The sequence below is a fragment of the Exiguobacterium sp. s78 genome, from assembly GCF_018618985.1.
GTDB classification, from domain to species: Bacteria; Bacillota; Bacilli; order Exiguobacteriales; family Exiguobacteriaceae; genus Exiguobacterium_A; species Exiguobacterium_A abrahamii.
Window position 1 is genome coordinate 2,091,522 of record NZ_JACSNB010000001.1, and the last position, 17,852, is coordinate 2,109,373.

Below are 17,852 nucleotides of genomic sequence, written 5' to 3' on the forward strand. Positions count from 1 at the left end.
GATTAAAATTCCTCCAATTGCTTTCGTATCACCTGCTCGCCAAGTGCAAGGTCAGGTGCTTGTCCGGTGAAGCGTTCAAATGCTTCAGCCGCTTGTAAGACGAACATCGGGACGCCGTCAAGTGTGTCGAGACCTTTTTCGGTCGCTTCACGCAATAGACGGGTCGGCGTCGGTCGATAAATAATATCACAAATCAAGGCGTGCGTCTCCGTCAATTCGATCGGACGTGCCTCGATATGTGGCGCCATCCCGACAGAAGTCGTATTGATGATGACGTCGTAACTCGTTAAATCAAATGTTTCTTGCCATGGTAGAACGGTTGCTCCGAATTCATCGGCAACTGCCTTAGAGCGTTCTTCTGTACGATTCGTGATCGTCACATCTCCGGGCAACGCAGCAATGATGCCTCGCGCCGCACCGCCCGCACCAAGAACGAGCGTCTTTTGAAATGACGGACGACGTTCTGTCAACGCGCGGACGAATCCGATTCCATCTGTATTCGCACCAATCAACTGCCCATCCTGCCGATATACCGTATTCACGGCGCCTGCTTTTTGAGCTGCCGGCTCTAGCCGATCCAGATACGGAATGATTGCTGTTTTATGCGGAATCGTCACATTGATTCCGTCTAGCTGATGTGTGCGTAATTTCGTAATGATTTGCGGCAATTGCTGCTCCGTTACATCGATGAGGTCATAACAGCCGAAAAGCCCAGCCGCTTCCAGCCAAGCTGTATGCAGCTCAGGTGAAAGTGAATGGGCAATCGGATGACCGATGACGGCAAAGCGCATCAGACGAGCGCCTCACGTAAGGATACAGCGACACCTTTCGGGGCGTAAGCAGCGACACGTCCACCTTTTCCGTGAACCGCAACCCACCCGAGTCCACTGAAGACGATATCCGTCTTCATGTTGTCGCGGAGGCTGAATTCATGACGGACAAGCGGCGGTAGCATCTCACGCGTCTTTTCGTTTGGCGGAGACAACAGCTCACCGTTGTGGTTCGCGTATAAATCGTCTGCCTTTTCAAGCTTCGTCCGGTGAACTTTCAATTCGTTCGACATGTAGATGACGAATGAACGCTTGTTCCCTTCCATATAGTCCAATCGTGCAAGACCTCCGAAGAAGAGTGTCTGTTGCGGGTGGATTTGGAAGACTTGTGGCTTGATCTCTTTTTTCGGTGTGATCAGCTTCAAGTCCTTTGCATCAACATAGTGAGCCATCTGATGATGATTGATGATCCCCGGTGTATCATACAGGTTACAGTTATCATCGAGTGGAATGTCGATCAAGTCTAGTGTCGTTCCTGGGAAGTGACTGACCGTGATGACGGCTTCATCTTCTTCACCGAAGCGTTTGATGACTTGGTTGATCAGCGTCGATTTCCCGACGTTCGTACAACCAACGACATAGACGTCGCGACCTTTTCGATAATAATCGATTTTTTCAGCGAGTTCATCGACTCCGTGCCCTTTTTTCGCACTGATCAGATGAACGTCGACTGGACGTAATCCAAGTTCTTTCGATGCTTGACGCATCCAGTTCATGAGACGGTTCGGGTTGAGTGACTTCGGTAATAAATCGGCTTTGTTCCCGACGAGTAAGACGTCGTTTTTACCGACGAACCGATGTAATCCCGGTAACCAGCTTCCATTAAAATCGAAGATATCAACGATTTTAACGACAAGTGCATCTTTTTGACCGATTCCGTCTAAGATTTTAACGAAATCATCGTCCGATAACGATACATCTTGAATTTGATTGTAGTGCTTTAATTTAAAGCAACGTTGGCAAATGACCATTTCACGATCAAGTGCAGATTTAGGTGCGTATCCTGGTGCTTTTGTGTCTTCCGTTTGAATGGCGACACCACAGCCAGCGCAGTGGATTTCTTCGATCATATTATGTTGAGCCGCATGCGGGAACGATATCCCTTCTCTTTTCACCGTAGCGCCCTGCTCGCTACTCCAAGAGCGTAACTTCCGACCTCTCGCCGTACATGTTGCGACTGCTGCCTTCCCTTTCATCTACCGATCTGACAGGGTTATTGTTGCTTATCCTGACGAAGTGTTTCGATCGGATGCTCCAGTGCAGAAGGATCTTCCTTGACGCGTTGTGTCAATTTATAGATTCCTTTGCGTTTCATCCGGCGGAAAATGACACGTTCCATCAGGCGATTGAATTTCGTGACGACACCGTCCGTCTTAACGACAGGTTGAACGTGGATGACTTCGATTCCAACGGAGTTTGCACCGAGTACATCCGTAAAGAGTTGGTCTCCTAAGAAGACAACTTCCTTCGCGTGATAACCGAATTCCGTCAATGCCCGTTTAAACCCGATAGGAAGCGGTTTTCGAGCTGGCGCAATATAATGCAATCCGAGTGGATCCGCGAACTTCTTGACGCGGTCTCCGTTATTGTTCGATACGATGATGACGTCGAAACCATATTGATTATTCACCATATCCAGCCAAGCAACCAATTCGTCTGGAGCATCTGCGATATTCCATGCGACGAGCGTATTATCAAGATCGGTCAAAATCGCTTTGACACCGTTTCGTTTGAGCATTTCAAGGTCGATATCGTAGATCGAAGCCACGAAATGTTTCGGATAAAGTCGTTTGAACAAGAATAAAACCTCCAGATAATGGTCTAGCTCTATAGTTAAGTTTAAGAAACAGTTATGCTCTTATCGTTCGATTATAGCACAATCAGGTAGTAAGAGCGACGCACAAAAGAAAACGGAAGGTGGACCTTCCGTTTTCTTAATAATACCGAATCCACAAATAGAGTTGGGATAGAATCAACGTTACGATCGTGATCGGTGCTCCGTAAATCAAAAAGCGCATATAGGTGAATTTTTCACCTTGTCGTGTTGCGAGACCCGCGACGATGACGTTCGCCGATGCACCGATCAATGTCCCGTTACCACCGAGACATGCACCGAGTGCGAGGGACCACCATAACACGTCCACTTTCGCATCTGCTGGTGATAATCCAATTCCAGCAGCCACATCGTTGATGAGTGGAATCATCGTCGCAACGAACGGGATGTTATCGATCGTCGCACTGGCGATACCAGACAACCAAAGCACAGCAGTTGCTGTCGTCTGAATATCACCGCCTGTCAGATCAATCGTCTTTTCGGCGAGGTAACGGATGATGCCCGCTTCCTGAATCCCACCGACGAGCACGAACAATCCGGCGAAGAAAAAGATTGTCGTCCACTCGATACGGGCAAAGATTCCCTCTAACTGATGATCGTTTTCAATCGTCAGCAGCATCAGAACGGTCGCTCCAAGGATCGCGATCGCTGGTGCTTCGAGATGAAGTCCGATTCGATCAAGCACCGGATGTAACACGAACAGCGCAATCGTACTGACGAGAACGATACTACTTCGCGTGACCAATTTTCGACTGACGATATAACTCTTCTCATCGATTTCCATCAGTTTTTGTCGATCTTCCGCTTCGACATGCAACTGCTTCCGGAAGATGAAATACAGGATGCCGATCGTTACGACCGTGATGACGAGGATAATTGGTGCAAGATTCACTAAAAAGGCATTGAACGTCAAGTGTGGATTCGCAGCACCAATCATGATATTCGGTGGATCCCCAATCAAGGTCGCCGTCCCACCGATATTCGCAAATAGGACTTCTGCGAGCAAGAACGGAAACGGCGCGATTTTAAGTATCTTCGTAATCGAAAATGTGATCGGAACGATCAATAGAACCGTCGTGACGTTATCAAGGAATGCCGATCCAAGTGCCGTCAATGCGGACAGTAAAATCAATACCTTGATTGGATCACCTTTCGTCGTCTTCGCCGCACGAATCGCAATGTATTCGAACAAGCCAGATTGATTGGCAATCGTGACGAGAATCATCATGCCGATCAATAAGACGATCGTTCCCCATTCAATATATTCAAACAATGCGGTCTCGAGATCCACGATACCGATGATGACCATCGCGAGCGCTCCAAGCAAGGCGACGATCGCCCGGCTTACTTTTTCACTGATGATGAAGCCATAGGTCACTAAAAAAATGATGAGTGCGATATACGTCTGGACCTGTGTACTTCCGATTTCTGCTAATGCCAGTGCCGGCATGATTCATTCCTCCTAAACGTAAGGAGACGCCCAAAACGGGCGCCTCGCTTTCATGAATGCCATTGTCCGAGGCGCTGCCCCATTAAAACTGGTCCAATCGCCTGACTGTCTAACGTCAATGCATCTTTCGGACAAATCAGGACGACCGTCGAACCGAATGAGAAGTATCCAAACTCATCCCCGCGACGAAGGTCCTTCGACTCGTTCGTCCGAACGATCGAGTTAACGTTCAGTGCGCCGACCATGACATGTTCAAGCGCATGTTTCCCTTGGACGATGCGCGTCACACGACGGTAGTTCCGCGTCAATGGACGAAGCGCATGTGTGAGACCGATCTCATTCACTGGTGCTGAATCGCGACCGAGCGTATAGCTCGTCCGGACTGTTCCATCCATCGGCACATGAACACGATGGTAGTTTTGCGGACTTAAGTAAAAGATCATCACACGTCCACCAACATATTGCTGTGCCTCGTGATGGGAACCGAGTAACTCAGATACCGTATACGATTGTCCTTTGACAGTAAAGCGGCTATCAGCCGTCAAGTCGTCAACGACGGATAGCACACCGTCACACGGACTGACGAATGCGCCTTCTGATTGATCAATCGGTCGCATTTCCGGTTTGACATGACGAATGAAAACGTCATGTAAACTCGAATACGCTTCTAAATTCCGAGTCGCTTCTGTCATATTTAGATCGTATGCCTGAACGAACGGACGGATGAATGGACGACTGATACGGCTCATCGCAAAACGTTTCAGTTGTTTGGCAACAAGCGGGTGTCCATTTAATTCGAACACGCGAGAGTAAAACCATTTTTTAATCATTGAGATCACCGGATGATTCTTCTTTTGAGTCCTTTACGTCTTTTCCAGCGAAGAACTCTTTATAGCTGTCTTCCGTTTGTTCACCTGCTACACGTCCGACTTCCTTACCATCCTTAAAATGAACAACCGTCGGTGTACCCTCGATGCCAAACGTGTCCCAAGCCGACTGTTCGACAGCAAGATCAATCTGTTCGAATGGGATGTCCTGTTTTTCACCAAGCGGGACGAGATATGGTTTTACTTTTTCACAGTGAGAACAACCTGTTTGATAGAAATACGTATAGAATTCATCACCGGATTTTACTTTATCTGCGACTTGTGTAGCCGTTAGGTTGCCGTTCTTCGATGCAGAATCTTCTCGATCCGTGAAGACGAGAAGTAATCCTCCCACCAATACGATCAAGGCGATGACTCCGGCTGTAATCCAATTCGCCTTGGATTGCGGTTTTTTCGTGTTTTTACGTTTCGACTTCTTTGACACGTCTATCCCTCCGTCATTCTGGTATTAGCCATTTTTTCTGAACCATTATAGCATGACCATTCGCAAGAATCGTATCGATTTGCAAAGCGTCATCAATCAGTAACAGATCCGCTCGTTCTCCAACCGCTATTCGCCCGCCCGGTATACCATATGCATCCGCGACATGTCGCGTGATCGTCGCGATTGCCTGATCAAAAGTAACACCATGCTCCACTGCATCGCGTACGGCTTGCATCAAGGAAGAGGGTTTTCCTGTATCAATCCGCACTAAGCGACCTGCATCATCAAACGCCGGAAGACTTGCGCCAGCGTCGCTCGACATCGTGATCTGCTCGGGTGGGATTCCCGCTGCTAAAGCACGGGCAACAGCCTGTCCTGCTGGAATCTCGCCTTCCGCAATGAAGCTTTCCGTCGTACACGTCGTGAAATCGATTCGACCTCCCCGTTTCGCCCAGGCGAGTCCCGCTTCAAAGATCCGTTCACTTCGGTTGATATGCGTCGGAAGGAATTGTTGAATCGGTAGATCGGTCGTGTCGATCACTTCATGTAATAGATCGAGCCCTTGTTTCCCGTCTCCGATATGGACGTTCATCGTTCCCGACACTCCTTTGACCATGCCGGCAATTCGGGCTTCTGACGCTAATCGCGCGAGTTCATGAGCCGTCGGTTGTGTCGATCGGTGATCGTTGATGGCAATCTCTCCGATGCCAATCACTTCATTGATGAGGACGATATCATGTCCTGTCGATTGCGTCAGGAAGACCGGCGGAACCATATAACTTCCGCTTAATAGAAAGGGACGGATACCAGATGCAGCATATCCCCGTATGTGTGCCAGTAGGTCAATTCCTGTTCGTGTCCAACCATCCGTTCCGAGCAATCCGACGACCGTCGTGACACCGCCTTCGAATATGTCACGAACAGTCAACGGAGCCGTTCGCGTGGCAAATCCGCCTTCTCCACCTCCACCGATCGGATGTAAGTGTCCGTCGATGAATCCGGGGACTATCCGTTTGTTGCGACCATCAATCCGTTGCGTGATCAGTGCTTCATCTATGGTGTAGGAACCGATTCCGATGATCTGATTCCCTGCGATGTAGACATTTTGCGGCATCTCTTGCCACAGAACCTGTTCGATGACGATCATCGTTCATTCCTCCTTAAGACAAAAAGCGAGCCTATCGCCCAAGTGACGACATCTCGCTTTTCCTTATTCTGCCTTAGTCCCTTGACCAAGACCTAAATCTTCATTGACGGCATCGAGTGCGAAGACGACAAGTGAAGTGACGACAGACATAGCTGTCGCGAATCCGAAGCTATACGTTACTGCATCAACTGCCGATACGATGAACACAGCCGTGTTCACGAGTAAGAATGACCAAAAGAATGTAACGAGAAAACGCATGATTTCCCCTCCGTTTCCATAACGTACTATAGAGTTATCCTACGATTTGTAGTATACCATTTTTTAATCCAAGCAACAGCTTTTCTCTAATTTTTTCAAGCGCTTTCTTTTCCTTGAAAAACTTAATCGTTTCATACGAAGGACAATCGCTTCATATGCTACAGTAGAATTAACGAAAAGAAAGCGGAGGATTTCATCATGACCCGTCACTTAATCGCTGTCGATCTCGACGGCACCCTTTTAAAAGATGATAAGACAATCAGCGCTGCGAACATCGCTGCGCTCCAGCGTGCGCGTGCGAACGGTCACGAAGTCGTCATTGCAACCGGACGACCATTTCGTCACGCCAGGAAATATTACGAACAACTCGGTTTGACGACACCGATCGTTAATTTTAACGGTGGTCTCGTTCATCACCCGCAAGATATCCACTTCGAAGTCCAGCATCATCCGATTCCATTAAAAACTGTTCAACATATTTTAGAATCTGTCGCTGAGACGAAAACACAAAATATCGTCTGCGAAGTCACGGATCATGTCTATTTTCAATATGACCCGGTTGGCATTTACGAATTCTATACCGACCATGCCTTATCCGTCACGACCGGAGATTTACGAAAGGTGCTTATGCATGAACCAACATCTCTTTTGATTCATGCCAAAGGAGAACACGTCGATGAGATCCGCTCCGAACTATCTGGTATCCATGCCGAGACGGTACTCAATCGTCAATGGGTGAAGCCTGAATTCATGGTCGAAGTGATGCGAAAAGGTACAAGCAAAGCGGTCGGTCTTGCCCATATCGCCGACCACCTTGGTATTAACTCTAAACAAATCATTGCTTTCGGTGATGAGGAAAACGATTTAGAGATGATCGAGTATGCTGGACATGGTGTCGCGATGGGTAATGCCATCCCCGCGCTGAAGCATCTGGCAAACGGCACGACGAAGCGAAATGAGGATGACGGGATCGCGTATTACTTGAGACACGTCCTTGGACTCGCATGAAAACAGATAAAGAGGCTGACTCAAAAAAAGAATGACGCGTCTTTTCACGCCCTTTCCTCAGGCGAGACACAAGCCAGTTTTCTTGCTTCGTTGAAGCAGGAAAGCGGGTCTTGTTCGTCTCTGACAGCGCATAAATGCGCTTGTTCCTGTAGGAGTGGCGTGTGACGCGTCATTCTTTTTGTTACGAGATAAGGATGGCAGATCATCATTCTGCCACCCTTATCTTTGTAGAGGCTGACTTTTGTGTCAGCCTCTTTTCATTATCCTTTTCGGAAGTATCCGACGACCGAGTCCGTTGCGACGACGTTGATGAAGACCGTCTCGTCCGCTTCCCGGCAAATCCGTTCAATGTCCCGTAATTCATGACGCTCGATGACCATCATCAACGTCGCTTTTTCAGCTCGAGAATACGTACCAATCGAAGGAATTTGCGTGATGCCTCGAATGATGTGCTGATGCAAAGCCGTCGTGATGTCATCCGCATGATTCGTGACGATGAAAATCGTTAGACGCTGATTGCTCGTATGAATCTCATCGACGACCTTAGACGTCACGTAGATGAAGACGATTGTGTATAAAGCAGTCGACCAACCGAACAACGCTCCTGCTAATAATGCGATTAAGAAATTCAAGACGAACAGATACAAGCCGACACTGCGATCGGAGAAACGAGCAAAGATGAGGGCGACGATATCAAACCCACCCGTCGAAGCACCGAACTTAATCGTGATACCGGTACCGATCGCAAGCAAAACCCCTCCAAACACTGCATTCAGTGTTTGATCACCTGGTATGACAGCATATTGAGGAATAAGACCAATGAAAATCGTCGTTGCCAAGACCGAAACCAACGTAATGATTGTAAAACTCCGACCTAACATGATCCATGCGAGCACGATCAAAGGGATGTTCAACGCCAAGAACCAGACGTTTTCACCAAACGCAAATGCTGTATTTTGAAGGACTTGCGTCAGGATTTGGGCAAGTCCTGTAAATCCAGTCGAATAGACACCACTCGGAATCAAAAACCAGTTCATGGCAACGGCAATGACGAATCCCCCAATCGAAGCCACGATCACTTTTAACATACTTTCCTTTACTACTGCTGTCACACGCCGTTCTCCTCTCATTCATAACTATCTTGAAACACTTTAGCACATTCAAATGTCGTCGGATAGTCAAGATTTCCAAAGATTGATGTTCTTTTTCATGATGGCGTTTTCATTTGTGACAAAGGTGTCCTGCTTCTTGTTACACACAAAAAAAGAACCGACTCAAAAATCGGTTCTTTTTTCTCTTATACTGTCATCGAAGCAGGAACTGTAATCTGTCCTCCTGCCGGAACTTCAACAGTTGTTCCATGAACGTTTAAGCTGAATGCTTCGCCTTCTGTTTGGGCGATTTCGACGGCATTTGGCTGTACATGGACATGGATATGATGACCGCGCCATTGCATCCGGAACGTATAGCTCGTCCAGCCTTTTGGCAACATCGGCTTGAAGGATAACGTATCGTTCGCCACCCGTAATCCAGCGAATCCGTGGACGATCGACATCCATGATCCAACCATTGACGTGATGTGTAACCCGTCTTCCGTATCATTGTTGTAGTTATCGAGGTCAAGTCGTGCTGAGCGTTGGTACAGTTCGACCGCTTTTTCCTCATAACCGACTTCCGCCGCAATGATCGAGTAGATACATGGTGATAATGACGATTCGTGAACCGTACGTGGTTCATAGAAATCGAAGTTCGCTTTTTTCTCTTCTACACTGAAGCGATCCGTCAAGAAGTAAAGACCTTGTAAGACGTCTGCTTGTTTAATGAAGACAGAGCGAAGGATCCGGTCCCATGACCAATTCTGGTTTAGCGGGAGATGTTTTGGATCGAGGTCAGCGACCAAGATTTGTTCCTTATCCATGAAGCCATCTTGTTGCATGAAGATTCCTGGTGCTGCCTCATCTTTCGGAAAATACATCTTCGCGTCGATATCTGCCCACTTTGCCAGCTCCTCATCCGTCAACGCTAATTGATGCATGAGTTCTTGCAAACGTTCTGGTTCTTCTTGTGCCAAATGACGGTGGACGGTCTGCGTATATTCGAGACACCATGCCGCAATCAGATTCGTATACCAGTTATTGTTGACGTTGTTCTCATATTCATTCGGTCCCGTCACGCCAAGAATCATATAGACATCCTTGTGCGGCACGTAATTGACACGGCTTGCCCAGTAGCGGGAAATCTCGACTAACACTTCAAATCCGTATTGTCCGAGGTACGACGTGTCTCCCGTGTAGTTCGTGTAGTTATAAATCGCATGCGCGATTGCACCGTTCCTGTGAATTTCTTCATGTGTGATTTCCCACTCGTTGTGGCACTCTTCTCCGTTCATCGTTACCATCGGATAAAGTGCACCCTTCATTCCGACATTCTTATCCGCATTTTCTTTCGCTTGCGGTAATTGATTGTGACGATACTTGAGTAAATTCCAAGCAACTTCCGGTTTCGACGTCGCAAGGTAGAAGTTTAAGCAATACGCTTCAGTATCCCAATACGTCGCACCACCATACTTCTCACCCGTGAATCCTTTTGGTCCGATGTTGAGGCGTGAGTCTTCACCTGTGTAGGTCTGGAACATATGGAAGATGTTGAAACGAATCCCTTGCTGTGCCTCGACATCACCTTCAATCTTCACATCCGCTTCTTCCCAGTGGTGCAACCAAGCTGCTTCATGTGTCGCAAGCAATGGTTCAAAGCCTGATTCGAATGCGACGTGAACACGTTTCATCGCTTGCTCCAGTAGCGCATCGATTTCATGATCGCGATTCGTTACGAGTGCGACGAATTTTTCGACTGTGACACCCTCACCTACTGCGGCTTGTTTCGTGAAACGATTCGCGACGTACTGCGTATTGCCATCGACGACCTCACACCGTGCGCCTTCGACATCCGTGATCATCGCTGCCGTCACATGCCAATCGAGCTTTTTCGTTTTTGATGTGACATAACCGAACCGTTCTTCAATTCCGTGTTCGACAGGAAGCCAGAACTTCTCGTCATAGTTCGAGTCTTCATTTTCAACATCCGCATCGAGATACGATTCAATGACAATTTCTGCTTCAAAATTGACAGGTGTCACCGTATATTGCAAGGCAGCGATTTCTTTATCGACGATCGAGAAGAAACGCTTGGATTCGACTTTTATCTCTTCTTCTCCATGCTTCAACAACATCGTCCGCGTCAACACACCATGTTGCATATCAAGTTCACGTTTGAAGTCAACGACTTCCCACGTATTCAAATCAACAGCTTTTCCGTTGACAGATACTTTCAAGCCCATGATGTTGACAGCATTGAGTACTTTCGCGAAATACTCCGGATAACCGTTTTTCCACCAGCCGACACGTGTCTTATCCGGATAGTAAACACCTGCGACATACATGCCTTGATGCGTGTCCCCTGTGTATTCTTCTTCAAACGTCCCGCGCATTCCCATATGACCGTTTCCGATCGATGTCATCGATTCTGCCAATCGATTATCTTCTGGATGAAAACCAAGCTCTGTAATTTTCCACTCATTGACCTCAAAAAGTCGTTTCATCGTCAAGTCGCTCCTTTTTATGCTACGCATGTCGGTCACCCTGATCATGTAAGCGTTTCATCTATACTATACATTCTTTATTGTACACATAAAAAGCACCAATGCAATCGTTTGCACGAAAATAAATTTCTTTTTCTGCAACCGCTTCCTTTTACTAGAAATAGACGTCGATTTGAATCAAAAAAAGTCTATTTTCAAACCGATCGGCTTAAAAATAGACTGTCGTTTCATGCTTCAGATTTTCCGCCACAAGACTGACGGACGACGAGATAATGCGGGACGATGACGCGCTTCCCATAAGGTGTCGCATCTTCATTGATTTGTTCAATCAAACAATTCGTCGCTTCAAAACCAAGTCCAAAAATGTTGATTTCAACAGAAGTCAACGGTGGGCTTGAGAATTCTGCGATGAACAAGTTATTGAAACTGACGACGGCCATTTGATCCGGCACACCGATCCCCATCTCATTCAGGGTACTCATGACACCAAGTGCCATCATATCATCACTGACGACGACAGCCGTCGGCGGATGTTCAAGCGACATCAGTCGTTTGACTGCCTCGGCGCCTCCTGTCGTCATGAATGGTGCACTGACGATGTAGGATTCTTGAATCGGGATGCCCTCTTCCATGAGAGCCGTCTTGTAACCCCCGACACGCTCTTGCGTCACAGCTAAGTCCTGTGCGCCTCCGACGAATGCGATACACTCATGCCCAAGTTGATGCAAGTACTTCGTCACTTCGCGACCGGCTAGATAATTATCCGTATCGACATACGTGACATGTGATGAATCACTGAATGGTTTTCCGACGACGACGAACGGAAACTTCGAATCCTGCAGAAATTGAACGACTTTGTCATCCGTGCGGGAATACAGCACGACGACACCATCGACACGACGGCCCTGAACCATCGAGACGACACCTTCATATACTTCTTCTTCCGAGACACCTGTCGTCATATATAACGAATATCCATTTTGATGCGCTTTTGTACTGATTCCTCGAATGACTTCCGAAAAGAACGGGTTTTGTAGCGTTTTTGTTGCAGCACTTGGCATGACGAGACCGATCGCTTGTGTCGTTCGATTCGCTAGACTGCGAGCATGAACGTTCGGATAATATCCGAGCTCATCCATCGCCTGCCGCACCCGTTCCTTCGTCTTTTGACTGATGCGTGAACTATTCGCAATGACGCGTGATACCGTCGAGGGTGCGACATTCGCTTCCCGTGCTACATCCTTGATTGTTACCTGCATCCCCTTCACCTCACATTTCCCCTAGTTAAGTATTTTATTTTGTTTGACGTTGCATGCGTTTACGGTGAACGAGAAGAAGTATGAGCGCTAAAATCGGAGCAATCGCACCAATGGCGATGATCGACCACCAGTTGACTTGTGACTTTTCGATGACATAGCTGTTCGCACTATTTGCATCAAGCGTGATCTCATAGGCGTCACCATCTTGACGCACCAAGTCTGAGAATAAAAGTCCTCTTAAACGCTGGTCATCACCGATTTCTTTCGCAGACACGCGTAAGCTCGTCTTTTTTTCTCCAAGATTGATCGCGTAAACGACTTGTTGTTGTTTCGTCTCCCGTGAGTAGACTGCCATATGATCGGTTTTTGCGATCAAGCGTTGCTTCCCTGTTGCAAACGCTGGGTAGTCCTGACGCATCTCGTTCAACGTTTTTACGTACTGTTGCATCTTCTTGTTTTGATCAAATGTCATCATCATCCGGTTTCCGGGATCCTCGCCACCTGGCATCGCCACCTCTGTTCCTTGGTAGACGATCGGCATCCCCGGGGCAGCATAGAGTGCAAACAGCGCCAATCGAAGCTGCCGTTCCTCTTCGTCTGCTCCACCAATCTTTGCTTCCGTGATGAAGCGTTTGACATCATGATTATCAATGAAGGTTGCAAGTCCCTTGGCATTCGGATTAAACGTAGTATCTCGATTATAAACTGAATCGAGCTCTTCCGCGGAACCATTTTTGCGGGCAAACTGATCCTTGACTCCATAATAAAACGGGAAGTTCGTCACGGAATCAAAACCTAATTTTGAATAGGATGCGATTTTTCGCGGATCTCCATCGAATACTTCAGCCAACAAGAATAAGTCCGGATGCTTTTCTTTGACTGCTGGAATGAACGTTTCCCAAAAAGAGGCTGGCACATGGCGAACCGTATCGAGCCGGTATCCGTCTATACCCGTTTCGTCGACCCAGTAGTTCGCGACATCAACTAAATAATCCATGACTTTCGGATTTTCCGTATTGAAGTCCGGTAAATCGAACAGCCAGTTATTTTCGACTTCCGACGGGTTATTCCAGTTCATGATTGGTTGATTTTTATGGAACCACTCCGGTTTTTCTTTCACCATTGGATGATTTGGTCCTAAATGATTGACGACAAGATCAAGGACGACCTTGATATCCCGGTCATGAGCTTCCTTGACGAGGCGTTTAAACTCTTCCTTTGTTCCGAAGTGCGGATCAATCTCGTAATAATCATCCGTCCAGTATCCATGATAACCATTCGGACGGTTCTTAAAGATCGGCGTTAACCAAATCGACGTGAATCCCTTTTCCTTGATGTAATCGAGACGTTTCGTCACGCCTGCTAAATCACCACCTTGAAACGCTTTTAGATTTTCAGGATCCGCCTCTCGATCATTACTCGGATCGCCATTCTCGAACCGGTCCACCATGATGAAATACATTCGTTCTTTTTCCCAACCTGCTGCTTCACCCGTCATCGGCTGAAGTCCGATAGACAAGAGAAGCGGCAAGAGGAGAAGCATTATGCCTCGTCTCATGCCGCTGATTTCCCCCTTATGATTATCCTTTTGTTCCACCTGCTGTCAATCCAGACACGAAGAAGCGCTGGAATGCGAAGAAGAGAAGAACGATTGGAACTGCTGATAATACGGCACCTGCCGCAAATAACGTGAAGTTATTGTCGAACTGCTCCGACACCATGTTGTACAACCCGACCGCAAGTGTCTGTTTCTCAGGAGAACGCAGGACGAGCGATGCTAAAATGAAGTCGTTGAATGGTGCCATGAAGTTGAACAACGCGATGACGGCGACCATCGGTTTTGCGAGCGGTAAGATGATTTGCCAGAAGATTCGTAAGTGACCGGCACCATCCATCCGTGCCGCCTCATCGAGTTCTTTTGGAATCGTATCGAAATATCCTTTTGCAAGATACGTATTCATTGGAATCGCGCCACCCGAGTAGAGTAGGATGAGCGCCAGATGCGTATCAAACAATTCTAACATATTAAGCAAGACATAAATCGCAATAATGGCAACGAATTGCGGTACCATCTGCAACACGAGGAACAAGATCAGTGAATTTTTCCGACCGACGAAGCGATAGCGTGAAAAAATGTATCCTGTTAACGTGATTAGCGCGACAGAGACGACCATCGTGATGACGGCAATCTTGATTGTGTTTAAATACCACATGCCATAATCCGTTTTTGATGGATCAAACAAATCGAAGTAGTGAATCAAAGTCGGATTACTTGGAAAGATATCCGATGTAATACTTTTCCCTGGGTTAAGTGAAGTCCCAACAACCCAAAGGAGTGGATAAACGATAATGATGGAGGCGATCGTCAAAATGAGATATGACAACGCCATGTTGATTCGGTTTTGTTTTCTCATATTAGATCATATCCTCATCTTTGAATGATTTTGAACGCTTGAACTGAATGACGGCAATCGTCATGATGAAGAACGACAACACAAGCGTGATCGCTGCTGCAAATCCATACTGCGGGTTCGCGCCAAGCGACAATTTGTAAATCCACGAAATCAAGATATCCGTTCCACCAGCCGATTGACCTGGTACTGCCGGTCCACCGTTGTTGAAGAGATAGATGATATTGAAGTTATTGAAGTTGAACGTATACTGCGTAATCAAGATTGGTGCCGTTGCAAACAAAATCATCGGCAACGTGATCAAGCGGAATTTTTCGCCTGAAGTGGCACCATCAATTGTCGCAGCTTCATAGAGATCCTCCGGAATCGACTGCAAGATCCCCGTCGTCAGTGTCATGATGTATGGGAAACCTAACCACCACTGAATCCCGATCAAGGCAAGCTTCGTATACGTCGGATCTGTCATCCAGTCGACACCGTCAGTAAGACCGATCGCTGGTAATAACGTCGTATTGAAAACACCGAATGTCTCATTGAACATCGAGCGGAAGATCAAGATTGTAATGAAGGCTGGTACTGCCCATGACAGGATCAAGATGGAACGGAAGAACCGTTTTCCTTTGAGTCCTTTTTGGTTCAGCAAGACAGCCAGTCCGATACCGATCGCGATGACACCTGTCGTCGAAGCGACGGTCCAGACAAGCGTCCAACCAAGAACGCTGACGAACGTATCGCGGAAAATATCAACCGTAAAGATATTCAAGAAGTTTTGAATCCCAATCCAGTCGACCAACTTCGCTGGAGGCGAGTTGTTGAACTTATAGTTCGTAAAAGCAATCAAGAAAGTAAAGATCAACGGTAAGACGACTGTGAACACTAAAAGCACTAATGAAGGAATCAACATCGCGTACGGGAATCCATTATCGCGGAAGTTCCGTAGCTGCATCTTCAAGGAAGGTACTTCGAGGTTCATGTCGCGCAACTTACCGATTCGATACGCATCGATAAAGTTCCAGACGTAAATGGCGATACCAAAGACAAGTAAAATCAAGGCAATGATGCCCTCGACCATTAGAAAGATCGAGTGATCCCCCCTTACGCCTGGTACCTCACCGAGTGTAATCAAGCCCCAGATCGCTCCGCGATCGCCAGGACCATTTCCGGCTCCTTTGAAGAACAGTTCAAAGTTGACGAGAAAATATGATAGTACGACGACAAAAAATGTCGCGCCTTTAAGGAATTGTTTATTGTATAGTTGTCCCACTCCTGGAATGATTGACATCAGCGCCGCAATCGTGCGGTGGTTCGTCTTTTTTTCAGGCGTTGGATTCGTCGGGTGTGGTGTTGCAATCGCAGCCATCGTCCGTTCTCCTTTCCAAAGGTCATGTCTGACCTCAGGCTTCTCTTCCAACCATAAAGATGAGGGGGAATCCAAGATCCCCCTCTCTTTATCTCTTTTTCATGGATTCACGCGTTCCATTTACGCTTATTGATTGTTAGCTTCGATTTGTTGCTTGATTTGTTTGACAGCATCATCAGCTGATTTTTGTGCGTCTTGTTTGTTTGTTGCAACAAGCTGAAGTGCTGCTGCCATTGGTTCCCAAACTTGACCCATCTCAGCGATGTTCGGCATTGGCACACCGTTTTGTGATTGTGCGAAGACTGCTGCTGCGACTTCGTTATCCTTGATTGCTGCATCTTCTTGAAGAGCAGTAACTGGTGGGATTTCATTGTATTTTTCGAACATTGCTTTAGCGTTTTCTTCACCTGTGAGTGATGCCAAGAACTTCTCAGCCCACTCTGCATTTTCCGAGTATGCTGAAATCGCGTATGTTTTTACACCAACGAATGTTTTGATCGGCTCACCGTTTGGAAGTTTCGGAAGTGCTGAAGCTCCGAGGTTGATACCTTTTTCTTTATAGCTCGCAACTGCCCATGGACCGTTCATGACAGCAACAGCTTTTTTATCGCCGAAGAGTTGATCAAGTGCTTGACCACCGCCACCACCGATAAGACCTTTCGGGAAGAGACCTTCTTTGTACCACTTGCCGATGTAATCCATACCTTCGACAGCACCTTCATTGTTCAAGCCGATATCTGCTGGATCCAATTTGCCACCGTTGTCTTTGAAGACATAACCACCGTATCCACCGATTGGACCGTGTGCGAAGTAGAAGTTATCCCAAAGCGCGAGGAATCCGTATTTGCCGTCTTTCTTTTGCTCTGTTGAGATCTTGTACAGATCATCCATTGAAGCTGGTGCTTCTTTTAATTCATCTTTATTGAAAAGGAGGATTGGTGTTTCAACTGCTTTCGGATATCCGTAGACTTTACCATCAAACGTTACTGCTGATTTCGCTGTATCGATGAATGGCTCAAGTGCTTTTTCGCCATCCTTGAGTTCCGCGATCAAGCCTTGGTCAACGACTGTACCGATTTGGTCGTGTGGAAGAAGCATGATATCCGGCCCTTTACCTGCTGGTCCGTCAAGTGCTACTTTCTTCTGCTGATCTGTCATCTTAACTTCTTTAACTTCAACTTTGACGCCTTCTTTTTCTTCGAACGCTTTAGCTGCCGCTTTAGTCGTTTCAGCTTTTTCAGTGTCTTCCCAGATGACGATCTTGCTTGGTTTTTTACTGCCCGAATCTGAAGATGATGATTCAGAATCCGATCCACCGCCACATGCTGCAAGCGCACCGATTGCCATGACAGATACAGAGAGACCTGCTACGAATTTTTTCATTTC

16 protein-coding genes are annotated in these 17,852 nt (G+C 47.1%); 1 reads left to right on the forward strand and 15 read right to left on the reverse strand.

The window, feature by feature from the left end:
- Positions 1 to 2 precede the first annotated feature (2 nt).
- From aroE to KNQ18_RS10885, 8 genes are all read right to left on the reverse strand, one after another.
- Positions 3 to 791 carry a shikimate dehydrogenase gene (aroE, locus tag KNQ18_RS10850; RefSeq protein WP_058265063.1) on the reverse strand — a complete coding sequence of 263 codons (789 nt, stop codon included), beginning with the start codon at positions 789 to 791 and terminating at the stop codon, positions 3 to 5.
- Positions 791 to 1,900 carry a ribosome biogenesis GTPase YqeH gene (gene yqeH / locus KNQ18_RS10855; RefSeq protein WP_023467421.1) on the reverse strand — a complete coding sequence of 370 codons (1,110 nt, stop codon included), beginning with the start codon at positions 1,898 to 1,900 and terminating at the stop codon, positions 791 to 793. Before yqeH ends, aroE begins: the two co-directional genes overlap by 1 nt.
- A gap of 143 nt (positions 1,901 to 2,043) precedes the next feature.
- Entirely contained in the window at positions 2,044 to 2,628 is a 585-nt protein-coding gene (locus KNQ18_RS10860) for a YqeG family HAD IIIA-type phosphatase (protein WP_023467420.1), read from the reverse strand.
- 136 nt (positions 2,629 to 2,764) lie between these two features.
- Positions 2,765 to 4,114, reverse strand: a complete 1,350-nt coding sequence (locus KNQ18_RS10865) for an ArsB/NhaD family transporter (RefSeq protein WP_195865607.1) — start codon at positions 4,112 to 4,114, stop codon at positions 2,765 to 2,767.
- Positions 4,115 to 4,164: 50 nt separating this feature from the next.
- A complete protein-coding gene (locus tag KNQ18_RS10870) occupies positions 4,165 to 4,944 on the reverse strand; it encodes a phosphatidylserine decarboxylase (protein ID WP_214724403.1) in 780 nt (259 codons plus the stop codon).
- A complete protein-coding gene (locus KNQ18_RS10875; RefSeq protein WP_050677692.1) occupies positions 4,937 to 5,425 on the reverse strand; it encodes a thioredoxin family protein in 489 nt (162 codons plus the stop codon). The genes KNQ18_RS10870 and KNQ18_RS10875 overlap by 8 nt, the downstream gene beginning before the upstream one ends.
- 13 nt (positions 5,426 to 5,438) lie before the next feature.
- On the reverse strand, positions 5,439 to 6,572 hold the full coding sequence (gene iadA, locus KNQ18_RS10880; protein WP_215084748.1) for a beta-aspartyl-peptidase: 1,134 nt from the start codon (positions 6,570 to 6,572) through the stop codon (positions 5,439 to 5,441).
- 63 nt (positions 6,573 to 6,635) lie between these two features.
- Positions 6,636 to 6,830 carry a YjzD family protein gene (locus KNQ18_RS10885; RefSeq protein WP_023467415.1) on the reverse strand — a complete coding sequence of 65 codons (195 nt, stop codon included), beginning with the start codon at positions 6,828 to 6,830 and terminating at the stop codon, positions 6,636 to 6,638.
- Positions 6,831 to 7,028: 198 nt separating this feature from the next.
- On the opposite strand from KNQ18_RS10885, the gene KNQ18_RS10890 reads away from it, so the two are divergent.
- Positions 7,029 to 7,838 (forward strand): Cof-type HAD-IIB family hydrolase, encoded by an 810-nt coding sequence (locus tag KNQ18_RS10890; RefSeq protein ID WP_214768965.1) that lies wholly within the window; start codon positions 7,029 to 7,031, stop codon positions 7,836 to 7,838.
- Positions 7,839 to 8,098: 260 nt separating this feature from the next.
- On the opposite strand, the gene KNQ18_RS10895 is transcribed toward KNQ18_RS10890, so the two are convergent.
- From KNQ18_RS10895 to KNQ18_RS10925, 7 genes are all read right to left on the reverse strand, one after another.
- On the reverse strand, positions 8,099 to 8,950 hold the full coding sequence (locus tag KNQ18_RS10895) for a YitT family protein (RefSeq protein WP_023467413.1): 852 nt from the start codon (positions 8,948 to 8,950) through the stop codon (positions 8,099 to 8,101).
- Between the two features lie 185 nt (positions 8,951 to 9,135).
- Positions 9,136 to 11,436, reverse strand: coding sequence for a glycoside hydrolase family 65 protein (locus tag KNQ18_RS10900; RefSeq protein WP_215084750.1), 2,301 nt, complete (start codon positions 11,434 to 11,436; stop codon positions 9,136 to 9,138).
- Between the two features lie 227 nt (positions 11,437 to 11,663).
- The gene (locus KNQ18_RS10905) at positions 11,664 to 12,695 is read right to left on the reverse strand and encodes a LacI family DNA-binding transcriptional regulator (protein ID WP_035398727.1); all 1,032 of its coding nucleotides are present in this window, start codon (positions 12,693 to 12,695) and stop codon (positions 11,664 to 11,666) included.
- A gap of 34 nt (positions 12,696 to 12,729) precedes the next feature.
- The gene (locus KNQ18_RS10910) at positions 12,730 to 14,253 is read right to left on the reverse strand and encodes an alpha-amylase family glycosyl hydrolase (protein ID WP_215084752.1); all 1,524 of its coding nucleotides are present in this window, start codon (positions 14,251 to 14,253) and stop codon (positions 12,730 to 12,732) included.
- A 22-nt stretch (positions 14,254 to 14,275) separates the two neighbouring features.
- Positions 14,276 to 15,109, reverse strand: coding sequence for a sugar ABC transporter permease (locus KNQ18_RS10915; RefSeq protein ID WP_050677686.1), 834 nt, complete (start codon positions 15,107 to 15,109; stop codon positions 14,276 to 14,278).
- A 1-nt stretch (position 15,110) separates the two neighbouring features.
- On the reverse strand, positions 15,111 to 16,466 hold the full coding sequence (locus KNQ18_RS10920; RefSeq protein ID WP_050677685.1) for a carbohydrate ABC transporter permease: 1,356 nt from the start codon (positions 16,464 to 16,466) through the stop codon (positions 15,111 to 15,113).
- A gap of 126 nt (positions 16,467 to 16,592) precedes the next feature.
- Positions 16,593 to 17,849, reverse strand: coding sequence for an extracellular solute-binding protein (locus KNQ18_RS10925; protein ID WP_193749045.1), 1,257 nt, complete (start codon positions 17,847 to 17,849; stop codon positions 16,593 to 16,595).
- Positions 17,850 to 17,852 lie beyond the last annotated feature (3 nt).

Excerpts from the sequence above, each read along its gene's own strand:
- aroE (WP_058265063.1), bottom strand. The coding sequence starts at position 791 with ATGCGCTTTGCCGTCATCGGTCATCCGATTGCCCATTCACTTTCACCT.
- yqeH (WP_023467421.1), bottom strand. The coding sequence starts at position 1,900 with ATGATCGAAGAAATCCACTGCGCTGGCTGTGGTGTCGCCATTCAAACG.
- KNQ18_RS10865 (WP_195865607.1), bottom strand. The coding sequence starts at position 4,114 with ATGCCGGCACTGGCATTAGCAGAAATCGGAAGTACACAGGTCCAGACG.
- KNQ18_RS10870 (WP_214724403.1), bottom strand. The coding sequence starts at position 4,944 with ATGATTAAAAAATGGTTTTACTCTCGCGTGTTCGAATTAAATGGACAC.
- iadA (WP_215084748.1), bottom strand. The coding sequence starts at position 6,572 with ATGATCGTCATCGAACAGGTTCTGTGGCAAGAGATGCCGCAAAATGTC.
- KNQ18_RS10885 (WP_023467415.1), bottom strand. The coding sequence starts at position 6,830 with ATGCGTTTTCTCGTTACATTCTTTTGGTCATTCTTACTCGTGAACACG.
- KNQ18_RS10890 (WP_214768965.1), top strand. The coding sequence starts at position 7,029 with ATGACCCGTCACTTAATCGCTGTCGATCTCGACGGCACCCTTTTAAAA.
- KNQ18_RS10900 (WP_215084750.1), bottom strand. The coding sequence starts at position 11,436 with ATGAAACGACTTTTTGAGGTCAATGAGTGGAAAATTACAGAGCTTGGT.
- KNQ18_RS10905 (WP_035398727.1), bottom strand. The coding sequence starts at position 12,695 with ATGCAGGTAACAATCAAGGATGTAGCACGGGAAGCGAATGTCGCACCC.
- KNQ18_RS10910 (WP_215084752.1), bottom strand. The coding sequence starts at position 14,253 with ATGAGACGAGGCATAATGCTTCTCCTCTTGCCGCTTCTCTTGTCTATC.
- KNQ18_RS10915 (WP_050677686.1), bottom strand. The coding sequence starts at position 15,109 with ATGAGAAAACAAAACCGAATCAACATGGCGTTGTCATATCTCATTTTG.
- KNQ18_RS10920 (WP_050677685.1), bottom strand. The coding sequence starts at position 16,466 with ATGGCTGCGATTGCAACACCACACCCGACGAATCCAACGCCTGAAAAA.
- KNQ18_RS10925 (WP_193749045.1), bottom strand. The coding sequence starts at position 17,849 with ATGAAAAAATTCGTAGCAGGTCTCTCTGTATCTGTCATGGCAATCGGT.